Consider the following 26,399-nt stretch of genomic DNA (forward strand, 5'->3'; position numbering starts at 1 on the left):
GCCTTCGAACCCCGGTGACTACACCCCCCGGATCATGATGACTGGGGGCATCAATCATGCCGGGGTCCTCAGGCCAGCGACCCCTTCAATCCTGACGGATGGTGGGGCTAATTAAAAGGTAACGGGGGAGAGAGCCGGAGCAGATCAATGCGGCACGAACACAACTGATCCCGACGACCTCAACCAACAGCATTATCGTCTCGATGCGCTGAAGACATTCGCCGACCACGGCTCAGGGCACCTTGATTCACCGCTCAGTTCAACGAATCATTTGCCGGGACCATTCATCGACATGACCGTCAACTGCTTTGTACCTGGCAATTGTCTGTGACGTTTCATCACTGCCGTTCTGCCGCATCGCCGGACCACTGAATTCGATAATGCCGAGGCCGAGCACAAAAAGACCCGAGGGGCCAGCGATTCAATTCGCTGGCCCCTCGGGACTAATCGGAGGTTATCGGCTTTCGAATGAGCCTCTTACTTCTCCGCTGCTTCGTATGCTTCGTATGCTTCGACGATCTCCAGCGGGATCCGCCCGCGATCACCGAGCTGGTATCCGTTGCTCTGAGCCCATTCGCGGATCTTCGCCGTGTCCCGCTTGGGCCCCGACGAACCCGCACGGCGGCCACGGCCACCGGTGTTGGCTACACGACGTGCTTTGGCGATGAATGGGGCGAACGTCTCACGGAGCTTTTCGGCATTCTCGGTTGAGAGCTCGAGTTCGTACGTTGCCTGGTCGAGGCTGAAGCGAACGGTTTCCGCCGCTTCGCTTCCGTCGAAATCATCCGTGAGAACGAGGCGCATTTCCCTTGCCATGTTCACTCTTTTCGTAATCAGAGGATTTTGTCGCTGTCATCTTAACATCCGTTTCGGGATTATCCTCGATTCCGCTAACTTCAATCTCTGAATAGTACTTATCAACCTGTGCGCGTTCATTGCGATCTGCGCGGACGATATTCCGGAATACATACCAGAACAGCAATCCCACACAGATCGACGGGAGCAGCGCTTTGAGGATATCCAACATATTCACATCAGCCCTCCTGAGCCGAGTCCTCCTGCGAAGAAGCCAATGGCTTGGTGAATGGGAACAGAATTGTTTCGCGGATTCCCAAACCTGTCAGTGCCATGAGCAGACGGTCGAGCCCCATTCCCATTCCGCCGGTCGGCGGCATTCCGTGCTCCATGGCCATGAGGAAGTCTTCGTCGAGACCCATCGCCTCGTCGTCGCCGCGAGCGGCGTCCGCAGCCTGAGCTTCGAAGCGCTGCCGCTGGATGATCGGGTCGACGAGCTCGGAATAGCCGGTCGCCAGCTCGAAGCCGCGCACGTACAGGTCCCACTTCTCCACGACGCCCTTCTTCGTCCGGTGCTCACGCACCAGCGGTGAGGTGTCGACCGGGAAGTCGGTGACGAAGGTCGGAGCCCACAGCTTGTCCTGATAGAAGTGCTCCCACAGCTCTTCGACGTACTTGCCGTGTGAGCGGAAGACGCCGTCTAAGTCGACGTTGTTGTCGGCGGCGATCTTGTCGAGGACGTCCAAACCGGTCTCCGGGGTCACCTCGACGCCGGATTCCTCGGACAGGGAGTCGTACATGCTCACGACCGGCCAGTCTCCGCCGAAGTCGTATTCGGTGCCGTCATCGAGAGTCACGATGAGAGATCCGGTGGCTTCCTGGGCCGCGTTCTGGATCAGGGTCTTCGTCAGATCGGCGATCGAGTGGTAGTCGCCGAAGGACTGGTAGGCCTCGAGCATCGCGAATTCCGGGGAATGCGTGGAGTCAGCGCCCTCATTGCGGAAGTTCCGATTGATCTCGAAGACGTTCTCGATTCCGCCGACGACCGCCCGCTTGAGGAACAGCTCAGGGGCGATGCGCAGATACATATCGATGTCGTAGGCGTTCATATGCGTCTTGAATGGGCGTGCCGAGGCACCGCCGTGCATGGTCTGCAGCATCGGGGTCTCGATCTCGACGAAGTCCTGGTCCGCGAAGGTCTTCCGCAGCGATGACATCACCTTGGCGCGGGTGAGCATCGTCTCCCGAGCCTGCTCGCGGGTGATGAGGTCGAGGTAGCGCTGGCGGACACGGGTGTCCTCGGCGAGTTCGGTGTGCAGGCCGGGCAGCGGGCGGATGGCCTTCGACGCCAGGGTCCAGGAGTCCGCGAGGACGGAGAGCTCACCGCGCTTGGACTTGATGACCTTCCCGTGCAGGAACAGGAAATCGCCGAGGTCGACGTCGGTCTTGAAGTCATCCAGACGCTCCTGACCGACTTCGCGCAGCGAGAGCATGCCCTGCAGTCGGGTGCCGTCGCCGGCCTGCAGGGTGACGAAGCAGAGTTTTCCGGTGGTGCGGACGAAGACGACGCGGCCGATGACGCCGACGACGTCGTCGGTCTCCTCACCGGCTTCGAGTCCGTCGTGGGCGGCGTGGACCTCGGCGAGGCTGTGCGTGCGGGGCACCGTGACCGGGTAGGCGTCGGTTCCGTCGTCGAGGAGACGCTGGCGCTTGTCCTTTCGGATCCGGATCTGTTCCGGGTCGAGGTGTTCGGGTGAAAGGTCTGCGTTCTCAGGTGTCTTCGAGTCGGTGTTCGCCATGCTTCAAGGCTACCGTGGACGGGCCATACGGGGGAATTCGGCGGTCAGTCCAGAGCAGTCAGGATCTGCTGTGCCTGGGCTTCTGTGATCCGCCCCATCGCCAGGGCTTTCGCGGCCGTCGATCGCGCAAGTGCGATGTAGCTGTTGCGCACGGACGGGTTCGACCGGCTGAGGCTGAATTCGCTCAGTGCGGCCAGGTGCGCTTCGATGGTTCCGACGTCGCCGCGGCTGATCGGTCCGGTCAGTGCCTTGGGCCCATTCTGCATGGTGTTGGCGACGCTGGCGTCGACGAGGGCGTGGAGGACGGCCGAGGGATCGGCGACTCCGGCCTCTGAGAGCAGTTCCATGGCTTCGGCGAGGACCGTGATCGAATGATTCGAGGCGTGGGTGATGGCCGCGTGGTAGAGGGGACGGTCCGCCTCGGCGATGTCGATCGGCTCGGCACCGAGTTCGACGACGAGGGCCTCCCCCACCGGACGGATCGGAGCCGGCGCGGTGACCGCGATCGTCGCCTGCCGCAGGCGACTCAGGTCGACCTCGGTTCCGGTGAACGTCAGGGACGGATGCAGGGCGATGGGCAGGGCGCCGAGGCGGGTCCCGGCGTCGAGGACGTCCGTTCCGTACCGGCCGGAGCAGTGCACGAGGATCTGCCCGGCGTGGATGCGTCCGAGGTCGGCCAGACCCGTGACCAACGGCGCGATCTCGTCATCGGGAACGGCGACGAGGACGAGTTCGGCGCGTTCGGTGATCTCGTCCGGGTCGAGGACGGGCACTGCCGGCAGCATCTCCTCGGCGCGTTCGAGGCTCGCCGCCGAGGTGGCGCTGACGCCGATGATGGCGTGCCCCGCCTGCCTCCAGGCGGCTCCGATGCTGGCCCCGACGCGGCCGCAGCCGATGATTCCGATGCCCAGCCGCGGTGCGTCGTCCTGGCTCATCCTTCGTCCTCCTCGAGGATCTGTGTCCGGTCGGTGTGGGGGCTCTTCGCCGCCGCGTCGTAGGTCTGGCGGGCGATCCGAGTGCGTTCGGCATGCTCGGTGAAGAAGCGTTTGGCGGCGTCGGCATCCTGATGCTTCACGAGTGGGGTGATGGGACCGGCGGTCGAATGCACGGCCACAGTGCCCAGGTTCAGCGCTCGCATCAGCGGGCCCTGATAGTAGCGCAGGGACTGGACCCTGACATGGGGCACGAAGTCGACACGTCGGTCGAGGATGCCCAGGCGCAGCACGAGCAGGGAATCGGTGAGCGCATAGGCGCGTCGCTTCCAGACGAGGGGGTCGATGACCCGTGAGGAGCGCGGCTGCGCGTGGAACAGCCCCTCGGCCGCCGCTGCGTCGGGATGTGTGGACTTCCGGTCGTACATGGCCGACCGGACGAGGCCGTCGGCGGAGATGCCTGCGGGCAGCTGCGGGTCGGGCAGGGCGAGACCCACCATGAGCAGTGCCTGGTCGATATCGCCGACGGGCAGGAGCAGATTCTCGTCGTTCTTGCCTCCGTCGCTGGCGATGTTGTATTCGGCCCTCCACCAGCCGGCCCAGCGCCACAGCAGCGGCTGATGCAGGCAGACGGCCTGCAGTCGGTCGAGGGGGATGACCTTGCGGGAGGTGGAGAAGAGTCCATGCCTGACGGCCAGCCCGTCTTCGCTGATGCGGACGACGAAATTGGCATTGTCGAGGTTCTTCTTGAATGCGGTGAATGCGGCGAAGATGCCGGGCAGTCCGCCGAGGAGGATCGGGAGGAAGGCCTCTTCGATCCCGACGACGAGGAAGACGACGGCAATGGCGATGAGGACGACGATCACGCCGACGGAGATCAGCGTTCCGGTGTTGAGCAGGGAGGACACGATGACACGGTGGGCGGGCACACGGATGATCTCGCCCTCCTCACCGACATCGGCCGAGAGGTGGTACGGAGCCAGCAGATCATTGAGGCTGCCTTCCGCTTCCTGGGAGACGTCGTCGGCCAGGGCGCCCAGACGTTTGCTCAGTCGCACTCCGATGCTGTCGGCGCTGCGTTCGGGCACGGAGAGATCGATACCCAGCTGTTCTCCGCTGGAGTCGAGGCCTGGGCCGCCGTGGTCACCGGCCCTGACACGTGGCTGACCTGCCGCATCCGCACCGGCTTCAGCCTCTCCGGCTGCTCCTGTTTCGGGCTCGGGCCCACCGTGCTCGGCTGCGGTTCCGGTCGGTGCCGTGGCGGCCGCAGTGGACGCAGCGGATGCGTTCTTCTTCGCTTTCACCGCGGCGAGAAGCTCATCGCGAAGCTCTTCGGCACGCTTCTTCGACAGGTATTTCAGGGAGATGTTCGAGTCGGTGCCGCCGGCGACGTCGAAGACGAGTTCGCCCATTCCGAGCATCCGCGGCAGCAGCTTCTGCTGCAGGTCGATCGACTGGACGCGGTCCAGGCGGGCCTTGCGCAGCTTCTTCGACAGCAGTCCGCGCCGATAGTAGATCGCTTCGGCGTCGACCCGATATCCCATGACTCGCCATGCCAACCAGCTGAAGAAGGCTGTGAGAACGAGGATCAGGATGATCCCGCCGACGACGGCGAGGATCACCAGCGGGTGGGCGCCCAGCCATTCGGCGAAGGTGAGGTTGACGGAGCGGCCGGAGGCCAGGTCTTCGACGGCGCTCTGGAAGAAGTTCTGCAGACCGTAGACCGCGGCGATGAAGATGCCGACGAGGACGCCGAGGCTCTCGAGAATCGGCGTCAGCGGATGGACGCGGTGCCAGACCTCCGGTGCGGCCGCCTCGGCGGGAGAGTTCGGGGTGTCGGGCGAGGATTCGTCGCGCATGGTCACAGTCCGGCGAGATTGGCCTGGCCGAGTCCGGCGAGGCTGTCGCGCAGGCGATCGGCTTCGGCGCGGGGCAGTCCGGGGATCGTCGCGTCGGTGGCGGCCGACGCGGTGTGGAGTTTGACGGTCGCAAGGCCGAACATGCGGTCGATGGGGCCGGCGTCGACGTCGACGAACTGAAGTCGGCCGTAGGGCACGACGGTGGCGCGGTGGAACATGATGCCGCGACGGACGAGCAGATCGTCTTCGCGTTCGGCATAGCCGATGGCACGCGCCTGTCGAAGGATGATGATCGTCGAGATGATGCCGTAGACGGCGACGGCGATCCAGGCCAGGTGCAGCCACGGCATCTCGGAGGTGAAGATGATCGCGACGACGAGGGCGGCGATGAGCAGCGGAACGACGAGAATCATTGAGGCGAGGACCTCTTTCCGCCCGTACTTCGAGCTCACCCGGTTGAAGGGCACATCGGCTCCGATGGAGAAGAAGGGGTCGCGGTTCATGCTGTTTCGGCTCCCGGCGGGTCTTGGGGTGGGATCTCGCAGAATCCCTCGACGATCATGCCGACGATCATGAGCACGGCGGCAGAGATCATTGCGACAAGCATACCTGCGGCCAGATCGTTGCGGATCCCCGGGGCCGACAGGAAATAGTACCCGGCGTTGCCGAGGTACCAGCCGGAGAGTCCGGCGCCGGTCAGAGCGCTGGCCTTGGCCATGATCGCCACTCTCGCCGCTTGGATCGGGTCGATCTCCTTCGTCCGGTCCCCGTCGTTCCACTTCTTGATGGGCCAGCCGAGCATGAACAGGATGACGGAGAGGACGAGCATGCCGATGACGGCGAACCAGGGCAGGCCCGGCAGTGAGAACCCTTGGCTTTCGAGCACCACGTCGACCACGATCGCGAGCACCGTGCCGATGACGGCCCACACGGCGAGGGTGGACGAGGAGGTTCTCTGCATGCTTCCCAGTCTCTCAGATCGCGGGCGGTTATCCAGAGGTGATCCGGGAGATGTCCTGGTCGTCGAGTTCGGCCAGAACCGCGCTGAGGGGGCGCCGCCCCCGAGGGGTGTCGATGAGTGTGTCTCCGACGAGCTCGGCCCAGGGGGCGAGCACGAAGGCGCGTTCATGGGCGCGTGGGTGCGGCAGGGTCAGCCGCGGGGTCCGGCGGTGCTGCTCGGCGTCCTCGCCGCCGACGCGGATGAGGTCGATGTCGAGGGTGCGCGGTCCCCACCTGAGTTCGCGCGTGCGCCCGCAGGCGACTTCGATTCCCTGTGCCACCGACAGCAGCTCGAGTGCCGGCAGCGTCGTGGTCACGAGCACTCCGAGGTTGAGGAAGTCGTCCTGGTCGACTCCGCCCCAGGGCGCGGTGCGGAAGAGTGAGGACCGGCGGGTGACGGTGATGTCGGGATGCCGGTCGAGGGCGGCCACCGCCTGGTCGAGGGTGTCCGCGGCATCGCCGCGGTTCGCCCCGAGGCTGAGATACGCTTCGGTCTCCCCCGCGTCTGCGCCGGCAGCACGGTGGCGCTCGACGCGGATGCGCACATCGTCGAAGGTCCGCTGGATCGGGGCGGAGGGTTTGTGGACGACGACTTCGACGTGCTCGCACAGGCTCAGGCAGTGGTCGGCGATGCGGTCGGCCAGCGTCTCGATGAGGTCGAAGGTGTTGTTCTCGACGATTCCGGCGACGTCTTCGGCGAGTTCGCCGTAGTGGATCGTCTCGGCGAGGTCGTCGGTGGCCGCGGCACGTGCGACGGAGGTGTGCAGGGTGACGTCGATGACGAAATCCTGGCCTTCGCGTTTCTCGAAGTCGAACACGCCGTGGTTGCCGCGCACCGTCAGCCCGCGCAGTTCGATGCGGTCGGGGGTCGCCTCGGCGCCGGTCATCGCCCGTTGTCCTCCGTGTCGAGGTTCGCGGCAGGGTTCGCTGCTGCGGAGTGTTCCCGGACCGCGGCGATGACCTTGCACGCGACCGCCGAGGTGGCCGGATCGTGGACGCGGACCGCCCAGGCGCCGGCCTGTGCGGAGATCGCGGAGATCGTGGCCGTGGCCTGATCCTTCGCCGCCTGTTCGGCCTGCTTCGGGTCATCGGGGCTGAGCAGGGAGGCGATGAAGCGCTTCCGGCTGGCGGCGACGAGGAGCCGATGGTCGAGGGCGGCGAATTCGTCGAGCGCGGCCAACAGCTGCCAATTGTGTTCGGCGTTCTTCGAGAATCCGAGGCCGGGGTCGACGATGATGTTCGCAGGTTTCACGCCGACGGCGATGGCTTCGTCGATGCGGGTGCGCAGTTCGGCCATCACCTCGGCGACGACATCGTCGTAGTGGAAGGTCGCCGAGGCCTGATCGAGGTAGCCGCGCCAGTGCATGAGCACGATGGGGGCTCCGGACTCGGCGGCAACGCTGAGCATGGTCGGATCCGACTGTCCGGCAGAGACGTCGTTGATGATATGAGCCCCGGCTGCCAGGGATTCTGCGGCGACGCGGGCGCGCATCGTGTCGACGCTGATGACTGCTCCGGCGGCGGCGAGCTCACGCACGACCGGCACGACTCGGCGCAGCTCTTCGGCTTCGTCGACGCGGGCCGATCCCGGACGCGTCGATTCGCCTCCGACGTCGATGATGTCGGCACCGGTGGCCATGAGTTCGAGGCCGTGGGCGACGGCCATGTCGTGGTCGAACCACAGTCCGCCGTCGGAGAAGGAGTCGGGGGTGACATTGAGGACGCCCATGATCTGCGTCGTCTTCGCTGCTGAGAGATCCATCGCTGGGTGATCCGTGTTCTGGCCTCAGCGGCCGAGGATGAGACTCATCGCTTCTGCCCGGGAGGCGCTTTCGCGCAGCTGCCCGCGCACGGCCGAGGTGATCGTCGAAGCTCCGGGCTTGCGGACTCCGCGCATGGTCATGCACAGGTGTTCGGCCTCGACGACGACGATGACGCCCTGCGGTTCCAGGTGATCGACTAGCGCATCGGCGATCTGCGAGGTCAGGCGTTCCTGCACCTGGGGGCGACGAGCATAGATCTCGACGAGGCGGGCCAGCTTCGACAGCCCCGTGACTTTGCCGTTCCTGCTCGGGATGTAGCCGATGTGGGCGACTCCGTGGAAGGGCACGAGGTGGTGTTCGCAGGTGGAGTACAGGTCGATGTCGCGGACGAGGACGAGCTCCTCGTGGCTGATGTCGAAGGTGACGCCGAGGACTTCGGCCGGGTCGCGGTGGAGCCCGGCGAAGATCTCCTCATAGGCGCGAGCCACTCGGCCGGGAGTCTCGAGCAGACCTTCCCGGTCGGGGTCCTCGCCGACGGCGATGAGGATCTCACGCACGGCAGCGGCGATGCGCTCCTGGTCGACCTTGTTCTCCTGCCCCGAGGGGGCAGGGCCGAGGCCGGCGAAGACCTCTTCGATATCGGCCATCAGTCGTTGTTCCCTCTGTCCTCGTCCGTCTCATTCTTCGCCGGTCCCCCGGTTCCGGGACCGCCTGCGCCGGATCCTCCGGTCGGGCCGGTGGGGCCGTTCGGGTTCTCGGGTCCCGGCGGGTTGTGCGGGACATGGGGTCCGCTGACACCGGTGGGTCCGGCTCCGGGGATGTCGGTGGTGTCGACCTCGGCGCCGGTCGAGCCGTCACCGTCGCTGCGTTCGCTCAGCGGTGCGGGCGGTGCGATGGGACCGCGTTCGGACACGGGGCGATCGTCGTGGGCCAGCCACACGTCGCGGGTGGCGCGCTTGACGACGGGGGCGAAGATCTCTTCCAGGGCGGCCTGGTCCAGCGTTTCGCGTTCGAGCAGCTGGTAGGCGAGGTTGTCGAGCACATCGCGGTTGTGCGTCAGCGCCCAGTAGGCGTCGGCGTGTGCGGAGTCGATAAGACCGCGGACCTCGCGATCGATCGAGGACAGGGTCGAATCCCCGTATTCGTCGCCGCCGCCGTAGCCGCGTCCGGCGAAGGGTTCGGATTGGTCGTCGCCGATCTTGACCATGCCCAGCTTGTCGCTCATGCCGTACTGGGTGACCATCTTGCGGGCGATATTCGTCGCCTTCTCAATGTCGTTGCTGGCGCCGGTGGTCGGATCGTGGAAGACGATCTCCTCGGCCACGCGCCCGCCCATGGCATAGGCGAGCTGGTCGAGCAGCTCGTTGCGAGTCGTCGAGTACTTGTCTTCGCTCGGCAGCACCATCGTGTAGCCCAGTGCGCGTCCGCGCGGGAGGATCGTGACCTTGGTGACGGGGTCGGTCTGATTCATGGCCGCGGCGACGAGGGCGTGTCCGCCCTCGTGGTAGGCGGTGACGAGGCGTTCCTTGTCGTTCATCAGTCGGGTCCGCTTCTGCGGGCCGGCGATGACGCGGTCGATGGCCTCATCGAGGATCCGGTTGTCGATGACCTTCGCGTTCTCTCGTGCGGTGAGCAGGGCCGCCTCGTTGAGGACATTGGCCAGGTCCGCGCCGGAGAATCCGGGGGTCCGCTTCGCGACCTGGCCGAGGTCGACCTCGTCGGCCAGCGGCTTGTCGGCGGCATGGACCTCGAGGATGTGCTTGCGGCCCTTCATATCCGGGGCCTCGACGGGGATCTGCCGGTCGAAGCGGCCGGGACGCAGCAGCGCCGGGTCGAGGACGTCGGGGCGGTTGGTCGCGGCGATGAGGATGACGTTGGTCTTGACGTCGAATCCGTCCATCTCGACGAGCAGCTGGTTTAGAGTCTGTTCGCGCTCATCATGCCCGCCGCCCATTCCGGCGCCGCGCTGGCGGCCGACGGCGTCGATCTCGTCGATGAAGATGATGCACGGGGCGTTCGACTTCGCCTGTTCGAAGAGGTCACGGACTCGGGAGGCACCGACGCCGACGTACATCTCGACGAAGTCGGAACCGGAGATCGAGTAGAACGGGACTCCGGCCTCACCGGCGACGGCCTTGGCCAGCAGGGTCTTGCCCGTTCCGGGCTGACCGTAGAGGAGCACGCCCTTGGGGATCTTCGCTCCCACGGCCTTGAACTTCTCCGGTTCGGCGAGGAACTCCTTGATCTCCTCGAGCTCCTCGAGGGCTTCGTCGACTCCGGCGACGTCGGTGAAGGTGACGTCCGGGTTCTCCTTGTTGACCAGCTTCGCCTTCGACTTGCCGAAGTTCATCATCTTCCCGCCCGACATCTGCGAGATGAGGAACCAGAAGACGACGAAGATGATGACGAACGGGATGAGCGTGCCCAGCAGCGACATCAGCCAGCTCTGCTTGGGAACCTCGTCGGTGAAGCCCTTGTCCGGGGCGGCGGAGTCGACGGCTTTGACGACCTGCTCGCCGCGCTGTTCGACGTAGAAGAACTGGACTTTCTTGCCGAAGTCCTTGTCGTCGACTGTGTAGTCGTCCTTGAGAGTGAGGTCGACGCGCTGGTCCTTGTCGACGATCTTGGCCTGTTCGACCTTGTCGTCTTTGAGCAGCTGCAGACCCTGTTCGGTGTCGATCTGGCTGAACCCGGACTGGCTGAACAGCAGAGCACCGATCGATACGACGAGCAGTGCCAGGACGATCCAGACCAATGGGCCCTTCGTCGCCTTGTTCAGCAGGGGGCGACGTTTGTTCGACTCGGCCATAAGTCCTCTCAGGAAAAAGATGTGGGCAACCGTTTCAGGCTACCGAGGCTGCCTGGGAACATCCCCCACAGCCTAGTACTTCGCACCCCGATAGCCCGAATGCGGACCGGATCTGTTCCGTCACAGTCCCCGGAGGCGGCCCGGGTTCGCCGCGGGCGTAAAAAGCGGTGCAGTCGGTTCAGCTGTAGACGTGCTGAGCCAGCGTCGCGACGAACGGCACGTTGCGGTACTTCTCCGCATAGTCCAGGCCATAGCCGATGACGAACTCGTTGGGCACGTCGAAGCCGACGTACCTGACGTCGATGTCGACCTTAGCGGCTTCGGGCTTGCGCAGCATGGTGCAGATCTCGACAGTGGCAGCTCCGCGGGTGCGCAGGTTCTGGATCAGCCAGGACAGGGTGAGGCCGGAATCGATGATGTCTTCGACGATGAGGACGTGACGATCGGTGAGGTCGGTGTCGAGGTCCTTGAGGATCCGCACGACGCCGGAGGACTTGGTACCCGATCCGTAGGAGGACACAGCCATCCAGTCCATGGTCACCGGTGAGTGCAGGGCTCGGGCGAGGTCGGCCATGACCATGACCGCGCCCTTGAGGACGCCGACGAGGAGGATGTCCTTGTCTTTGTAGTCTTCATCGATGGCTGCGGCCAATTCAACGAGTCGTGCGGCTATCTGCTCTTCCGAAACGAGTATTTTTTCGATGTCATTGCCGAGATCGTTGATGTCCACGAGTGTCGATTCTCCTCAGATGCGGGTCCTGGAGGTTCCATTATGGGTCACTTTGCCTCACCGGTGCCAATGGGATCGGATGACGGCGCCAGTTCGTCGTCGACGGCCCCAGGACCGGCCGACAGCCAACCGGTGATCGCCATGAGCACGGAGATGATGACCATGAACCACAGCGGCACCTGCCAGCCGCCGCTGATGCCGAGCAGTCCGCCCACGGCCAGCGGGCACAGTGCGGCGAGCACATAGCCCGACGACTGGACGAAAGCCGAAGTCGAGGCCGTGACCGAGACCTCGCGGGTGCGTGAGGTGATGAGCGCCAGTGCGGCGGGGAAGGCGAATCCGCCGTAGCCGAGCAGAGCCGCCCACAGCCACGGGACGCTGACCGGGCTGAGCAGCAGTCCGGTATAGCCGGCGACGGCACTGACGCCGAAGGAGACGAGGAAGGCCCGTGGGGCGATGGACCGGACGATGATCTGCGGGGCGAGGAATCCGCCGGGCAGACCGCCGAAGGTGACGATCGTGAGCATGATCCCGGCGAGGAAGGGGTCGAGTCCGGCATCGCGGTAGATCTGCGGCAGCCACCCGAACTGGAGGTAGGCGTTGGCCGATTGGAGACCGAAGAACATCGCCATGTACCACGCCTTGGGTGAGGTGACGACCGGTCGCCGAGGCGGTGCTTCGGTCCGTTCTCCTCCGGGCTCGGCCGCCTGGCCGGAGAGGACGGGCACGGATTTCAGGCTCCGCAGCACCGACCACGTGATGAGCGCGGAGAAGGGCAGGATCATCCAGAAGCCGAGGCCGAAGCGCCAACTGCCGAACTGTTCGGCCAGGGGTGCGGTGAGCAGCGAGGGCAGCATCGACCCGAGTCCCAGCGAGACGGTGAATGTCGTCGCGCCCAGGGTGGGCCGGTGTGGGAAGCGGGACTTGACGTAGACGGGCAGGATGACGTTGCCGATCGACATTCCGGCCAGGGCGAGGACCGTGAGCAGAGCGAAGGCGACCCATTCGGTGACGATGGCGCGCAGACCGATGCCTGCGACGATGAGGGCCGCACTCATGGCCAGAGTCGCGAACAGACCGAGTCGCTTGAGCAGGGGCACGGCGATGATGCCGCAGACGGCGAACACGAGTCCCGGCAGAGCGGTGAGCAGACCGGTCTGCCATTCGGCCAGGGAGAATCCGTCGCTGACCTCGGAGAGCACGGGGCCCAGCGAGGAGGCTGCCGGCCGCAGTGAGGCGGCGATGAGGACGAGGCAGGCCAGGGCCAGACCGTCGAGGCCGCGGGAGCGTCGGAAGCCCTGCTCGGGCGCAGTCGTCATGGCGTCATCCTTTCAGACAGCTGTTGTCGCCGAGCACGCGGGTCGCGGCCCCACGGAGGCGCGCTGCCCGGCACGATCTCCGATGGTATACCGCCTGGCGGTCGTAGGCTGGGCACATGATCCTTGTGAAGAATGTGCGCCTCTTCCCACGCACCCCCGATGCTCCCGCCGTCGATGTCGAGATCACCGAGGGACGAATCTCTCGCCTCTCCCCCGCTGAGGATGCCGCCACCGAGTCCGCGTCACCGACGACCGGGCCGACGCCGACCGGGGCCGAGGTCATCGACGGTGCCGGGCGGATCCTGCTGCCGAGCCTCGGCGATGTCCATGCCCATCTGGATTCGAATCGGATGGGCCAGACGTTCCGTCCGCACACCGCCGACGGCACTCTGCACGGGTACATCATGAACGATCGGGAGAACTGGCGAGCCGGCGAGCGCAGCGTCGCCGATCAGGCCGCTTTTGCAATCGCGAGATTCGTCGCCTCCGGCGGCACGCGCATCCGTTCGCACGCACAGGTCGACGCCGACTGCGGTCTCGAGCGCTTCCACGGGGTCAAGGCCGCACTCGAGGCGCATGCCGATGTCCTCGACTTCCAGATCGTCGCGTTCCCGCAGGCGGGTATCGTGCGGGAACAGGGCGTCGAAGAGCTCCTCGATGCGGCGCTGGCCGACGGCGCGGACCTCGTCGGCGGACTCGATCCGCTGCTCTACGACCGGGATCCGGTCTCCCATCTCGATGTCGTCTTCGGCCTGGCGGACAAGCACGGCAAGGGCATCGACATCCACCTCCACGAGGCGGGCACCGCGGGGCTGTTCTCGCTCGAGGAGATCGCCGCGCGGACCCGAGCCGCGGGCATGGCCGGGCAGGTCACGGTCTCGCATGCGTTCGCACTGAATACGAACCCGGAACCCGAGGTCGCCCGGATCCTCGATGTCCTCGCCGAGGCGGGAGTGGCCCTGACCACGGTTGCCCCGGCCAAGGGTGCGCTGCCGCAGGCGCTCATCCGCGCCCGCCGCGTGGCCCTGGGACTCGGTGAGGACGGTCAGCGGGACTATTGGAGCCCCTATGGTGACGGCGACCTGCTGCGCCGGACCTGGCAGCTGGCGTTCACGAACGGGTTCCGTGCAGACGCAGATATCGAAGGCTGTCTCGATATCGCCTCCCGCGGAGGAGCTCAGGTCATGGCCGGTGATCGCCCCGACGGTTCGGCGCTGGTCGACGATTCCCGGTTCGGTCTGGCCGTGGGTGCTCCCGCCGACTTCGTGCTCATCGACGCCGACACGGTCACCTCGGCGATCATGGACTGCCCACGGGACAGGGATGTGTTCAAGGCAGGTCGGCTCATCGCCTCCGGCGGCGAATTGGCAGGCGGGCCGCGGCTGAGCTGAGCCTCAGCGGGCCCTCGCGGCCGGCTGGAACACGGCCTGCCCGCCTCCGACGACGACTTCCATGTCCCCGGGCAGGGACAGTCGACCGCGCCTGCGGTCGCGGATGAGGGCGCAGAGTTCGGCGACGCGCACCGCTCCGAGGTTCTGCCCGGGCACGCCGAGTGAGATCACCCAGTCGCGCACGACTCGGCCGAGCACGGCGTCGTCGAGTGCGGTGAAGACCTCCACCGGCACCGAGGCGGCTGCGCGGACCTGCTGCCCTGCCGCCTCGGCGTGGGCATCGATGAAATCGGCATCGGCGCGGCACAGGTCGGCGGTGCGGGCGAGGTTCGCGGTGATCGGCTGACCGAGTTCGGCTTCGAGTCCGGCCAGCAGCTGCCGGGCCCGGACTCGGGTGAACGCGGTGTCGGCGTTCATCGGATCGTTCCAGAACTCGATGCCCTGCGCCCGGCAGGACGCTTCGGTCTGGTCTCGGTCGAGGCCGAGCAGGGGCCGCATGAGGCGACCGGCCAGCGGGCTCATCCCGGCCAGGGACCGGGTGCCCGATCCGCGCATGAGGCCGAGCAGAACGGTCTCGGCCTGGTCGCTGCGGGTGTGGGCGGTGAGGATCCAGTCGGCTTCGGCCGCCGCCCGAGCGGTTTCGAGGGCGGCATAGCGGGCGGAGCGCGCCGCGGCCTCGAGGCCTTCGTCTCCGGCGTCGATGCTCACCCTCATCACCTCGGCAGGCACGCCCCAGGATTCGGCGGTGGCGGCGACCCGGTCGGCCACCTCGGCGGTGACGGTCTGCAGACCGTGATCGACGGTCAGCGCACGGGCACGGATCTCACCGCGCCGGTGAAGGAACGCGGCCGCGTGCAGCAGCGCCATCGAATCCGCTCCCCCGGACACCGCGACGATGAGGCCCGGTGCGGACGCTCCTGCGTCCGCGAGTGCGGCACGCACGGCAGTGCGGATGGCGGCACTCGCCGGGTCGAGGGTCGGCCGCCTCGGCGAGGCTGCGTCGCGCGGCCCCTCAGCCGTGGACACGGTCGAGCCAGAGCTGCGGATCGTGGATCTCCGCCGTGCGGGGAAGGTTCGCGGGTTCGGCATAGATGCGGGAGAAACCCTTCTGTCCGACCTCGCGGCGGACGGCCCGGACGAACTTCGCCCCGTCCCGATATTGGGCGAGTTTGAGGTCCATTCCGAGCAGATTGGTGAGGAAGCCGCCCTGACTCGCGTCACGCCGGGCCTCGAACTTCCGGCGCAGCCGGCGCACGCTCGGGATGACTCCCGCGCCCACTTCGTCCATGACGACATCGGCGTGGCCTTCGAGCAGGGACAGGATCGCGGTGGCCTCGTCGAGTGCGCCGCGCATGTTCTCGTCGCGGATGAGGTCGATGATGCTGGCCTCGCCTTTGACGATGCGCCCGAGGGTGGCGAAGAGGTCGACGATCCCGCCGACTCCGGGCATCGTCAGTCGGGTGGACACGGCCCCGGAGAGCAGGGTGCGCATATGGTCGCGCAGCCAGGGCGCCGTCGCGAACTGCACTTGGTGGGTGGCTTCGTGGAGGGCCACCCACATGCGGAAGTCACGCGGATCGACGTCCATGGCCTTCTCGGCGATGAGCACGGCGGGGGCGACGAACATCAGCCGTCCCGTCTCCACCGCGAAGGGGTCGAACTGGCCGAGCACGCGGGTCGACAGGAGCGAGAGCACCCCGGCGACCTCGACGGCACCGGCCATTGCGGTGGCGGGGCTGACCGGGGCGGGCAGGGCCGCCTCGTCGAGCATTCCGTTGACGGACTGCGCATTGGCTTTGACCCAGCTGACCTGGTCGAGGACGAGCACGGAACCGGCGGCGAGCCGCCCGCGCACAGCATCGGCGTGCTCCGGCGGCAGCAGGAACGAATCGAGGACGAGGTCCTGAGCCGTCAGCGCATTGTCCTTCATGCCCTCGACGAGTGTCTCGAGCACACCCGGTTCGGGGACCTTCGCCGCGGAGACGAGCTCACGGGCGGTGCGGGCGGCGAATCCCTCGTCGATGATCATCGGCAGCCGCAGTTCGCGAGGGCTGTGACGATATCGTCCACAGTCTTTCTGGCTTCCAAGATCTTATCCTTATCCACATCGTCGATCTGGATGGAGAATACGAGGTAACGTCCCTCCCCGTCGAGCACTCCCCCGGCCAGAGAAGTCACGGTCGACAGCGTTCCGGTCTTCGCATGCACCACCCCGGAGGCATTCTTCTCGTCGAGGAAGCGGTCATGCAGGGTGCCGGTGAGTCCGCCGACGGGAAAGTAGCTGACGAGCCCGGCCAGAGAGTCATTGGCGACGACCGAGGCCTGCAGGACGGTCGTGAGATCGTGTGGGGCGATCCGGTTGTCATAGGACAGCCCCGATGTGTCGACGAGGTGGGTGCGCCCGAGATCGACGGAGTCGCCGAGAGCCTCCAGGACCGCCTTCGGACCGTTCTCCAGGCTGCCGTCCCTGCCTTGGGCGATGGCAACCTCATTGCCGAGCACCTCAGCGACGACGTTGTCGCTGTGCACGAGCGCGTATTCGACGATCTCGGAGATCGTCGCCGACTCCACCCGGGCGAGTTCCATCGGGTTCTCGGACGGCGTCTCGGTTTCGGACTCGTCGGCCTCCGCGGTGACGGTGATCCCGGTCTTCTTCAGCTCTTCTTCGAAGATCGAGAACGCGTCCTTGGCGGGGTGCTCGCTGCGGCCGCGCCATTCGGCGTTCGTCGATCCGATGTAGGCGGTGTCGACCATGATCGGCTGGATCGGGGTGATCACGCCCTTGGCGATATCGGACCGGGACCACCCGGAGTCGAAGTCCTCGCCGACGTAGCGGCTCGTGTCCAGGTTGAGGGCCACCTCGGTGATGTTCTGATCTTTGAGGGCGGCCGCGGTGTCTTCGGCCAGGGTCCGCAGCCCCGCGTGCCCATTGACCGAACCGGGATCGGAATCTCCGGCCGACAGGAGCACATCGCCTCCGGCGGTCAGCGTCAGGGTGTGCGTGTCCGCATCGAAGTCCGTCGTCGTCGCCAGGCGCGTCTGCCCGCCGATCGCGGACAGGGCGGCGGCCGCGGTGAGCACCTTCGTCACGGAGGCGGGAGTGCGCGGCTTCGTCTCGTCCTTCGCGTAGAGGACGTCGTCGCTGATCCCGTCGCGGACCTCGAGGCCGAAGCCTGTGACCTTCGACTCCTTGAGGACGGCGTCGATCGTCTTCGGGATCCGTGTGGGCACAGGAGCCGAATCGTCGACCGCCGAGGCGGGAGCGGGCACCTGCCGTGCGTGGGCCTGCGGGGTGGGCACGGTCTGGACCTCGACTTGGGGGGCGGTGGTGAGCACACCGGGCAGACCGGGCACGAGGTCATAGGCATCGACGGCGACATAGGCGCCGAGGGCGAGGACGACGGCACCGGCGGTGATCGCACCGCCCCTCTTCCGCCGCGATCTTCTGCGTTCGCGGCGGGGGGAGCCGGAGTCCGACGGATTCGGCGGCGCATCGGTGTCGTTCAAACGCAGGCTCTCATTCCTCGACGACCGTGGGGTGGTCGCCGTCGGTGGGCGGTGACGGGGACTTGTACCATCTATTCTAGTGATGCACCCCTAACGTGAAGGAGCACTATGGAACTGCTGGCCACAATCGAGATCCCTCAGGGGTCCCGCAACAAGTACGAAGTCGATCATGAGACCGGTCGGGTCAAGCTCGATCGCTACCTCTACACCTCGATGCAGTACCCCGCCGACTACGGCTATATCGAGGACACCCTCGGCAACGACGGCGACCCTCTCGATGTGCTCGTGCTGCTGCCGGAGCCGCTGTTCCCCGGTGTGCTCGTCGACATCCGCCCGATCGGCATGTTCCAGATGGAAGACGAGGCTGGCGGCGACGACAAGGTTCTCGCCGTTCCCGCCGGAGATCCCCGGTGGGACTCCTACACCGACGTCTCGGATGTGGACCAGTTCATGCTCGACTCGATCGAGCACTTCTTCAGCCGGTACAAGGACCTCGAGCCCGGCAAGTTCGTCAAGGGGTCGAGCTGGACCGGTCGCGAAGCCGCCGAGGCCGAGATCAACGCCTCCATCGAACGGTTCAAGGCCGAGGGCCACTGAGCTCTCCCCTCCCATCACGCTGAGAACTCAGCGCTGGATCACGACCGCCCGGATGATGACATCCGGGCGGTTTCGTTTGCCCTCGGCCGTTGCCCGAGCCGCTGCCGGCCGGGCGTGATGATCATCACGATTTCTTAGGTGACCCTAAGGGGCAGTGTGAGCCAGGTTATGCGATTGTCGAGTCATGAAACTCGATCATGTGTCATACGCCAGTGAACCTGACGGCTATCGTGCGACCGCCGAGCGGATCTCGGAGAAGCTCGGTGTGGTTCCCTACGACGGCGGTGTGCATCCTCGATTCGGCACCAGAAACCTCATCTTCCCCTTAGCGAACGGCCATTACCTCGAAGTCGTGGAAGCCTTGGAGCATCCGGCCGCTCTCTCGACGCCCTTCGGTCAGGCGGTCCGGGCTCGTTCCGAGCTCGGCGGCGGCTGGATGGGCTGGTGCGTCTCGGTCGACGATCTCACCGCAGTCGAATCCCGTCTCGAACGCAAGGCCGTCGACGGCAATCGCACGCCGGAGTCCGGTTTGGAACTCAAGTGGCTGCAGATCGGCGTCAAGGGGCTCATCGCCGATCCCCAGCTGCCGTTCTTCATCAAGTGGTCCGCCGACTCCTCGCAGCACCCGTCGACGTACAAGACGAATGCGGGAGTCGACATCGACACCCTGCAGATCGCCGGGGACCGCGACCGTCTGCGCGACTGGCTGGGCACTCAGGATGCCAAGCCGATCTCGGAGATCAACATCGACTGGTCCGCACCCCACGGGATGCCGGGCATCATGTCGGTGAGCTTCAACACGGAGAACGGCGCCGTCACCATCTGAGACCCTGCCGGGCGGCTATTCAGGGCCGTCTTGTTCAGGGCACTCTGCCGGTTCGCTGGTGAACCGGTGGGGCCCTGTGCCGCAGCACGACTCTGCGCCGCAGCACAACGGAGTTCAGGACGATCTGTGCGGAGTTTCCCTTGAGAAACCCGCACAGATCGTCCTGAACTCTTTTCGAGCGCAGCCGCTGACTATCGGCTGCGGGACTCACTTGTCGCGGCCGTGCCCCTTGCCGTTTCCGTGCCCCTTGCCTTTGCCTCCGCCGTTGCCCTGGCCCTTGATGACCTGGACGACTGTCGGGCGCGGCATCGCGGCCACTCCCTTATCGACATCGGTCGCGTCGACATAGTCGGGGAACTGCGAGTGCTGATCGGCATAGGAGCCGTCTTCGCCGGGGTGCTGGACCGCAACGAAAGCTGACTCATACTCGTCGTGGATGAGCGGTCCGCAGACCTCGGCCTCACGCGGCACCGACAGGAACTGTTCGACTCGGCCGCGCTGCTTGCCCTCAATTGTCACCTTGAAGAGGCCGTCACAGTAGCCGATGCCGTCGGGAGCCCCGTCGGTGGAGATCCACAGATTGCCCGCCGAGTCGAAGGCGACGTTGTCCGGGCAGGAGATCGGTGAGACCTGATCGGCGGGGAATCCCGAGAAGTATGTGGCATCGCCCTGTTTCGGGTCTCCGCAGACGAGCAGCAGGGTCCAGTCGAAGTCCGTCCCGGTGTGGTCGCCGGAGCGTTCGGTGATCTCGACGATATGGCCGTCGCGGTTCTCCGTGCGCGGATTGGCCTCGTCGACTCCGGCCTTGCCGGAGGTTCCGCGGTCGGAGTTGTTCGTGCAGGCGACGTAGATCCGCCCGCTGACCGGGTTGGGTTCGACGTCCTCGCAGCGGTCCATCTTCGTCGGTCCGACCTTGTCCGCGGCCAGACGGGTGTTGACGAGGACTTCGTCGACGGAGAAGCCGGACACCTGCGACTTGCCGTCCTTGACCAGCGGAAGCCACTGTCCGCTGCCATCGAACTCGCCGTCGGAGGGCACGTCACCGCTGCCGTCGATCTCGGACTTCGGGGAGTTGCCGGTGAACTTCGCGACATAGAGGTCGCCGTCGGTCAGCAGCGTCTTGTTGTGTTCGCGATCGCCTTCGATGAAGGTGTCCTTCGAGACGAACTTGTAGAGGTAGTCGAACCTCTCGTCGTCACCCATATAGGCGACGGCATGACCGGAGTCGGAGATCGTGACGTTGGCGCCCTCGTGCTTGAACCGCCCCATGTTCGTGTGCTTGACGGGAGTCGATTCCGGATCCCACGGGTCGACCTCGACGATCCAGCCGAAGCGGTTCGCCTCATTGGCATACCCGGGGTTGTTCGTGTCGAAGCGGTCGACATCGTTCTCCCAGCCGTTGGCCGAGTCTTCGCTGTCGAGCCCGTAGCGCTTGTCGGCGGCCGAGGTGCCCTGGGCCTTGAAGTAGGAGTTGAAGTTCTCTTCGCCGGAGACGACTGTTCCCCATGGGGTGAGTCCGCCCGAGCAGTTGCCCAGAGTGCCCTGAGCCTTGTCGCCCTGCGGGTAGTCCTTCGTCCGCAGCAGGTCGGAGCCCGCGGCGGGACCGGTGAACTCGTATTCGGTGTCGATGAGGAAGCGACGGTTCTTCGTCCCGTTGACGTCGACCGACCACGGGGAGTTCTTGTGGCGGCGTTCGAGCTCGACGACGGTCAGACCGTGCGCCTGCCGGCTGATGGCGCGCTTGTCGGCTGCGGCCATCGACTCCGGGTACATGATCTCGTCGTTCGTGTACTCCTGGTTGGCGAAGAGCAGTGCCCGGTTCTCGTCGGACTCGTCGACCTGGATGGACAGGAAGTCGTTGTTGTAGCCGAACTGGCGACGCTGCGCTTCGGGGCTCTGGTTCTCCGGATCGAATTTGGGAGAGTCGGGGAACAGCGGGTCGCCCCACCGGACGATCGGATGCCAGGAGTAGCCCTGCGGAACGATGAACTCATCGACTTCGTGGTGAACGGGGTCGATGGCGGAGAACTTCAGCGTGCCGTGTCCGGCCGCAGCGGCGCTGCCGGCGGTCGGGCTGGGGGCGGTGGTCACGGCGAGCGCCAGGGCTCCCGCGGCAGAGGCGCCGAGGACGGCGCGACGGCTGAGCTTGGCGTCGACGATGTCACGGAAGTAGCCGTTCGACGAGGTGTTGCAGGTGGCCTTGAGACACGCGTTGTCGCATTTGAGGGCGCAGGTGACGGCGCTGCGCTTACCGCGTACGTGATCGGCCATCGGTAGGAATGTTCTCATTGCTTCTCTCCTCGCATCATGATTCCGGCTCCCTCCGACAGCCCGACGATACGGTCCGATACCGGAGGGCTCACCCGGTCGAGACTGTCACCGACACCTGACCCGAGTTCAACCCATGTGTGAACACAGGGTGAACCCTGGCACACTCAGCCGATGTCGACGAGGGCGAGCACTCCCGGGGCGAGGAATCCGACGGCGTCGATGATGACGTGCGCCCACACCAGCGGCATGAGTCTGCCCTTGCGCAGGAAGTACCAGCCGAAGATGATGCCCATGGCGACGTTGCCGATGAATGGGCCGATGCCCTGGTAGAGGTGGTAGCTGGCCCGGAAGAGCGCCAGCGAGATGATGATCGGCCACGGTCCGTACCCCAGCTGCCGCAGTCGAAGTGCCCCGAAGCCGAAGATGAGCACCTCTTCGAGGATTCCGTTCTTCGCGGCCGAGAGCAGCAGCACCGGGATCGTCCACCAATGATCGCCGAGGTTGGACGGCTGGATCTCGGCCGTGATCCCCAATGCCCTGCCGCCCGCGTACACCCCGAGGGTGCCGATGCCGATCACGAGGAAGATGAGGGCACCGTGGCCGAGGTCGCGCAGTCGGTGCCCGTCGACTCCGAGCCGGATGGGCAGCGGCCGGGCCGGTCGGTCTCGACTGAGCAGGTAGAGCCCGAGGGCGACCGGCACCAGGGCGAAGCCGATGTCCAGAAGCTGGTAGATCAGGTCGAATCCGGGTCGGGGCGAGATCGAGGTGTTGAGTTTCGCCTGGGCGTCGCTGATCGGTCCGCGCGTGGCGATGTCTGCCAGGCGCACGATCGCGTAGACGGACGCCTGGCCCAGGGACAGCGCCGCGATGAGGCCGAGCTCGAACCACAGGCGCTTTCTCTCCTGCGGTTCGAGCTCGGTCGTCATGGACTCAACTCTAGCGGGGACGGCTCAGTGTTTGGGTTCACCGTGCCCGTCGTCGACGTGGTCGGACCCCGTCGTCTCATCCGGCGCCGAGGCGGCCCCGGCCGAATCCGCGGACGTCGGGTCCACAGTCGGTGCGGGCGCCTCGGTGGGAGCCTCCCCTTCTGTCCGTGTCCGGGTGTCACCGGAACCGGCGGCAGTACCTGCACCGGCAAGCGCCGTGGCGGTCTCGCGCTGCCGCGCCCGGGCTTCGGCGGCGTCGAGGACCTCTCCGCGGGCCATGTTCTTCACGTACTTCTTCTCGGCCCGGCGTTCCTTCACTCCTTCGAGCAGCAGGTAGAGCACCGGCACGAGGATGAGCGTGAGCAGCGTCGAGCTGATCAGGCCGCCGATGACGACGATCGCCAACGGCTTCGAGATGAACACTCCCCCGCCGGTGAGCCCGAGGGCCATCGGCAGCAGCGCGAAGATCGTGGCGGCAGCGGTCATGAGGATCGGACGATAACGCAGCCGGGCGCCGTGGACGATGGCTGTGCGCAGGTCGACCCCGCGGATGCGGAAGTGGTTGATGAGGTCGATGAGCACGATCGCGTTCGTGACCACGATGCCGATGAGCATGAGCAGACCGATCATCGACGTCAGCCCCAGCGGGGTGTCGGTGATGAGCGAGAGCGCTACCGAACCGGTGGCCGCGAACGGGATCGAGACCAGCAGGATCAGCGGCTGCAGCAGTGACTTGAACGTGGCGACCATGATGATGAAGACGATGAGGATCGCCGCGAGCATCGCCAGTCCCAGCTGCGAGAACGCTTCGTTCTGCTCCTGGGTGGCACCGCCGGTGTCGACGGCGACCGTATCGGGCAGGTCCACCTCGTCGAGGGCGGACTGCACTTCGGTCGACACGGCTCCGAGGTCATCGCCCTCCGGGGTCACGGACACGGTGGTCGAGCGCTGCGAATCCGTGTGGCGGATCGTCGGAGCGGTCTTGACCTCCTTGACCTCGGCGACCTCATCGAGTTCGATGAAGCGCGGCTCCGAGGTCACGGGAGCGCCCGCGTTCGGGTCGCCGCCTGCCGTACCGGTGCCGCCGGCCGCTCCGGCACCGCCAGTCGCACCACCAGCGCCACCCGTGCCACCGGCGCCTCCGGCCGCGCCGGCATCACCTGAACCGCCGGCTCCTCCGGCTGCTCCTCCGGCACCTCCTGCCGCGCCTGCTCCGCCGGCAGGCGTCGCTTCTTCCGGCTTGCCCGGGATCTTGAGTTCACGCAGCTTCTCCACAGTGTCGGCATTGCGGTCGAAGAGCAGCACCGAATGCGAGACATCGTCGATGACGACCTCACCGATCTGCTGACCATGCATGGCACGCTGCACATACTGGCCGATGGACGCCTCGGTGAGGTTCTCCTCTGCGGCCTTCTCATGGTCGACCTTGACCTCGATCACGGGCTGGACCGCAGCGATATCGCTGGTCACCGACTGTGCCGAGGACACGCCTTCGAGCTTGTCGCTGACCTTCTTCGTCGCGTCTTCGAGTTCCTGCGCGTCGGTGGCCGTGAGCGTGACGTCGATCGTCTGCGCACCCGGGGTCGAGCTCTGGCTCGCCACCTCGACGTCGCCGGCGCCCTTGAGATCGTCGAACTGCTTCTGCAGGTCCGCGGAGATCGACTGCGCCGAGACTCCGGACTTCGTGTTGACGATATAGGTACCTGTCAGGGACGAATCGTCGGTGAAGCCGAATGACGTGCCGCCCAGCGACAGCTGGTAGTTGTCGACGTCGGATTCGTCGGCGAGGATGTCCTCGACCTTCTTCGCCTGCTCCGATGCCTCGTCGAGGTCCGTGCCCGGGTCGAAGGTCTGAGAGATCTGCAGGGAGTCCTGCCCGGTGTCGCCGAAGAGTTCGGTCTTCAGCTGCGGGATCATCGCTCCGGTGCCGGCGAGGATGAGCACGGCGATGAGGATCATGACGATCGGGTGCTTCGTCGAGAACCCGATGACCGGCATATAGGTCTTCTGCAGACGGGTCACCGGCGAGTGCATTCCGGCGAGTTCGTCGACTGCTTCCGTGCCGTCTGCGGATTCGCCGTAGCGCGGACCGCCCGCGGCCACTCCGGTCGGTTCGGACCGGGTGGAGGCTTCGCCTCGCGCAGAGGCAGCAGCCGGAAGGGAGGAATCGGCATCGTCGCGCGGGCCGGTGTCCTCGGCTGCGGCACCGGCGGCGACGAGGTCGCGCTTCTTGTCGGCCTTCTTCGCCGCCTTCTTCTCTGTCCGCCACTGCGACAGCATCGACTTGCGGCTGCGGCGGATCTCGGTCTTCTCAGCGCGGGTGAGTTTGACCTTCGCTTCACGCTGACGGAGGAACCAGTACGCGAGGACGGGCACGATCGTCAGCGCCACGAACAGGGAGGAGAGCAGGGCGATGGTCGCGGTCAGGGCGAAGGGCCGGAACATCTCGCCGGTCTGCCCGGTCACGAACGCCAGCGGCAGGAACACAGCCACCGTGGTCAGCGTCGATGCGGTGATGGCCCCGGCCACCTCGGAGACGGCGGCGAGGATGTTCGAGAATTTGTCACCACCGGAGGCGTGGCGCCTGCGGATCGCTTCGATGACGACGATGGAGTCGTCGACGACGCGGCCGACGGAGATCGTCAGCGCACCGAGGGTGAGCATGTTGAGGGTCTCCCCGCCCATCCACAGGCCGATCATGGCGATGAGGAGGGAGAGCGGAATGGAGATGGCGGTGATGATCGTCGCCCGCACCGACAGCAGGAAGACGAGGATGACGAGGACCGCGAAGATCAGGCCCAGCCCACCCTCGTTGAGGAGGTCGTGGATGGACTGCTCGATGAACGGTGCCTGGTCGAACGCGGAGACGAACTCAGTGTTGTCGCCCATCATCTTCTCGAGTTCAGGCAGCTTGTCGGCCACCGCGTGTGAGACGTCGACGGTGTTCGCGTCGGATTCCTTCATCACCGACACGGACAGCGACGGCTGTCCGTTGGTGCGCGAGATCGATTCGACGGGCTCGTCGACGAGCTTGACGTCGGCGACGTCGGAGACCTGGATCGGTCCGTCCTTGCCGGAGATGACGAGGTCCTTGATCGCATCGATCGAGCGGATGCGCGTGCCGACCTCGACCGGGGCCGTGCCGTCGGCGCCCTTGAGCTCACCCGCCGAGGTGGGGACGCCGTTGGATTGGAGGATTCCGGCCACCTCGTCGAGGTTGGCTCCTTCGTCCTCGAGATCGTCACGACGGATGCTGATCTCGACCTGTTTGGTCGTCGCACCGGCAATCTGCACCTGGGAGACTCCGTCGACCTTCTTCAGCTCCGGTTCGACCATGTCCTCGAGATTCGCGGTCAGCTGGTCTTCATCGGCGTCGGAGGTCACGGAGAGGGCGAGCACCGGAATATCGTCGGTGCCCATCATCATGACGTTCGGTTCGACCCCGTCGGGCAGGGTCGGCTGCACTTGGGAGACCGCGCGCTGCAGAGCACGGACGACGTCATCGGAGTCGTCGCCGTACTTCGTGCCCACGGTGATCTGCGAACTGCCCGCCGAGGATGTCGAGGTCATGTCCTCGACTTCGGGCAGTGCGGTCAGCGCCCCTTCGAGGGGGTCGGTGACTTCGGATTCGACGGCCTCGGGGGTCGCCCCCTCGTAGGAGGCGGTGACCGTGGCCTGTGGGTTGTCGAGGGATGGGAAGAGCTCTTGCTTGAGGGCACCGGCTCCGATGACGCCGAAGATGACGGCAACGACGGAGATGAGCGCGATGAGCGCCCGGTTCTTCAAGCTCAGCCGGGTCAGGAATCTCACGGAGGGGGACTTTCTTTGTCGTAGACAGGGCGACGACGCAGAACGCCGACAGAGCCATCCTAGTGA

At 65.8% G+C, this 26,399-nt stretch carries 22 protein-coding genes; 3 read left to right on the forward strand and 19 right to left on the reverse strand.

What is annotated here, in order from left to right; all coding sequences use genetic code 11:
- Positions 1 to 477 precede the first annotated feature (477 nt).
- The 13 genes from BLIN9172_RS14575 to BLIN9172_RS14635 all read right to left on the reverse strand — a co-directional run bounded on the left by BLIN9172_RS14575 (position 478) and on the right by BLIN9172_RS14635 (position 13,005).
- Positions 478 to 816: a histone-like nucleoid-structuring protein Lsr2 gene (locus tag BLIN9172_RS14575; RefSeq protein ID WP_101555681.1), complete on the reverse strand. Its 339-nt coding sequence runs from the start codon at positions 814 to 816 to the stop codon at positions 478 to 480.
- Complete coding sequence (locus tag BLIN9172_RS14580) at positions 782 to 1,033, reverse strand: hypothetical protein (RefSeq protein ID WP_101555682.1); 252 nt, start codon at positions 1,031 to 1,033, stop codon at positions 782 to 784. Before BLIN9172_RS14580 ends, BLIN9172_RS14575 begins: the two co-directional genes overlap by 35 nt.
- Position 1,034: 1 nt before the next feature.
- On the reverse strand, positions 1,035 to 2,594 hold the full coding sequence (gene lysS / locus BLIN9172_RS14585; protein WP_101555683.1) for a lysine--tRNA ligase: 1,560 nt from the start codon (positions 2,592 to 2,594) through the stop codon (positions 1,035 to 1,037).
- A gap of 44 nt (positions 2,595 to 2,638) precedes the next feature.
- Positions 2,639 to 3,529 (reverse strand): Rossmann-like and DUF2520 domain-containing protein, encoded by an 891-nt coding sequence (locus tag BLIN9172_RS14590; RefSeq protein WP_101555684.1) that lies wholly within the window; start codon positions 3,527 to 3,529, stop codon positions 2,639 to 2,641.
- The gene (locus BLIN9172_RS14595; RefSeq protein ID WP_101555685.1) at positions 3,526 to 5,385 is read right to left on the reverse strand and encodes a PH domain-containing protein; all 1,860 of its coding nucleotides are present in this window, start codon (positions 5,383 to 5,385) and stop codon (positions 3,526 to 3,528) included. The genes BLIN9172_RS14590 and BLIN9172_RS14595 overlap by 4 nt, the downstream gene beginning before the upstream one ends.
- 2 nt (positions 5,386 to 5,387) lie before the next feature.
- Entirely contained in the window at positions 5,388 to 5,888 is a 501-nt protein-coding gene (locus tag BLIN9172_RS14600) for a PH domain-containing protein (RefSeq protein WP_101555686.1), read from the reverse strand.
- Positions 5,885 to 6,346, reverse strand: a complete 462-nt coding sequence (locus BLIN9172_RS14605; RefSeq protein ID WP_101555687.1) for a DUF3180 domain-containing protein — start codon at positions 6,344 to 6,346, stop codon at positions 5,885 to 5,887. The genes BLIN9172_RS14600 and BLIN9172_RS14605 overlap by 4 nt, the downstream gene beginning before the upstream one ends.
- 28 nt (positions 6,347 to 6,374) lie before the next feature.
- The gene (gene folK, locus BLIN9172_RS14610; protein ID WP_101555688.1) at positions 6,375 to 7,271 is read right to left on the reverse strand and encodes a 2-amino-4-hydroxy-6-hydroxymethyldihydropteridine diphosphokinase; all 897 of its coding nucleotides are present in this window, start codon (positions 7,269 to 7,271) and stop codon (positions 6,375 to 6,377) included.
- A complete protein-coding gene (gene folP / locus BLIN9172_RS14615; protein ID WP_101555689.1) occupies positions 7,268 to 8,146 on the reverse strand; it encodes a dihydropteroate synthase in 879 nt (292 codons plus the stop codon). The genes folK and folP overlap by 4 nt, the downstream gene beginning before the upstream one ends.
- 24 nt (positions 8,147 to 8,170) lie before the next feature.
- Positions 8,171 to 8,794 (reverse strand): GTP cyclohydrolase I FolE, encoded by a 624-nt coding sequence (gene folE / locus BLIN9172_RS14620; protein ID WP_101555690.1) that lies wholly within the window; start codon positions 8,792 to 8,794, stop codon positions 8,171 to 8,173.
- Positions 8,794 to 10,956, reverse strand: a complete 2,163-nt coding sequence (gene ftsH / locus BLIN9172_RS14625) for an ATP-dependent zinc metalloprotease FtsH (RefSeq protein ID WP_101555691.1) — start codon at positions 10,954 to 10,956, stop codon at positions 8,794 to 8,796. Before ftsH ends, folE begins: the two co-directional genes overlap by 1 nt.
- A gap of 178 nt (positions 10,957 to 11,134) precedes the next feature.
- Positions 11,135 to 11,686: a hypoxanthine phosphoribosyltransferase gene (hpt, locus tag BLIN9172_RS14630; protein ID WP_101555692.1), complete on the reverse strand. Its 552-nt coding sequence runs from the start codon at positions 11,684 to 11,686 to the stop codon at positions 11,135 to 11,137.
- Positions 11,687 to 11,733: 47 nt separating this feature from the next.
- Positions 11,734 to 13,005: an MFS transporter gene (locus BLIN9172_RS14635; protein ID WP_101555693.1), complete on the reverse strand. Its 1,272-nt coding sequence runs from the start codon at positions 13,003 to 13,005 to the stop codon at positions 11,734 to 11,736.
- A gap of 116 nt (positions 13,006 to 13,121) precedes the next feature.
- On the opposite strand from BLIN9172_RS14635, the gene BLIN9172_RS14640 reads away from it, so the two are divergent.
- Entirely contained in the window at positions 13,122 to 14,396 is a 1,275-nt protein-coding gene (locus BLIN9172_RS14640; RefSeq protein ID WP_101555694.1) for an amidohydrolase family protein, read from the forward strand.
- A gap of 3 nt (positions 14,397 to 14,399) precedes the next feature.
- On the opposite strand, the gene tilS is transcribed toward BLIN9172_RS14640, so the two are convergent.
- The 3 genes from tilS to dacB are packed head-to-tail and all read right to left on the reverse strand — an operon-like array spanning position 14,400 to position 17,903.
- A complete protein-coding gene (tilS, locus tag BLIN9172_RS14645) occupies positions 14,400 to 15,422 on the reverse strand; it encodes a tRNA lysidine(34) synthetase TilS (protein ID WP_240812167.1) in 1,023 nt (340 codons plus the stop codon).
- The gene (locus BLIN9172_RS14650; protein ID WP_101555696.1) at positions 15,409 to 16,425 is read right to left on the reverse strand and encodes an Rv3626c family coenzyme F420 biosynthesis-associated protein; all 1,017 of its coding nucleotides are present in this window, start codon (positions 16,423 to 16,425) and stop codon (positions 15,409 to 15,411) included. The genes tilS and BLIN9172_RS14650 overlap by 14 nt, the downstream gene beginning before the upstream one ends.
- Entirely contained in the window at positions 16,422 to 17,903 is a 1,482-nt protein-coding gene (gene dacB, locus BLIN9172_RS14655) for a D-alanyl-D-alanine carboxypeptidase/D-alanyl-D-alanine endopeptidase (RefSeq protein ID WP_240812166.1), read from the reverse strand. The genes BLIN9172_RS14650 and dacB overlap by 4 nt, the downstream gene beginning before the upstream one ends.
- Positions 17,904 to 18,011: 108 nt before the next feature.
- On the opposite strand from dacB, the gene BLIN9172_RS14660 reads away from it, so the two are divergent.
- A complete protein-coding gene (locus BLIN9172_RS14660) occupies positions 18,012 to 18,500 on the forward strand; it encodes an inorganic diphosphatase (RefSeq protein ID WP_101555697.1) in 489 nt (162 codons plus the stop codon).
- Positions 18,501 to 18,684: 184 nt separating this feature from the next.
- Positions 18,685 to 19,326: a VOC family protein gene (locus BLIN9172_RS14665; protein WP_101555698.1), complete on the forward strand. Its 642-nt coding sequence runs from the start codon at positions 18,685 to 18,687 to the stop codon at positions 19,324 to 19,326.
- Positions 19,327 to 19,533: 207 nt separating this feature from the next.
- On the opposite strand, the gene BLIN9172_RS14670 is transcribed toward BLIN9172_RS14665, so the two are convergent.
- The 3 genes from BLIN9172_RS14670 to BLIN9172_RS14680 all read right to left on the reverse strand — a co-directional run bounded on the left by BLIN9172_RS14670 (position 19,534) and on the right by BLIN9172_RS14680 (position 26,333).
- A complete protein-coding gene (locus BLIN9172_RS14670) occupies positions 19,534 to 21,615 on the reverse strand; it encodes a PhoX family protein (RefSeq protein WP_101555699.1) in 2,082 nt (693 codons plus the stop codon).
- 146 nt (positions 21,616 to 21,761) lie between these two features.
- Positions 21,762 to 22,523: a CPBP family intramembrane glutamic endopeptidase gene (locus BLIN9172_RS14675; RefSeq protein ID WP_101555700.1), complete on the reverse strand. Its 762-nt coding sequence runs from the start codon at positions 22,521 to 22,523 to the stop codon at positions 21,762 to 21,764.
- Positions 22,524 to 22,547: 24 nt separating this feature from the next.
- Complete coding sequence (locus BLIN9172_RS14680) at positions 22,548 to 26,333, reverse strand: efflux RND transporter permease subunit (protein WP_170286930.1); 3,786 nt, start codon at positions 26,331 to 26,333, stop codon at positions 22,548 to 22,550.
- Between the last annotated feature and the right edge of the window lie 66 nt (positions 26,334 to 26,399).

Origin of the sequence: Brevibacterium linens ATCC 9172 (assembly GCF_900169165.1) — a bacterium.
GTDB lineage: Bacteria > Actinomycetota > Actinomycetes > Actinomycetales > Brevibacteriaceae > Brevibacterium > Brevibacterium linens.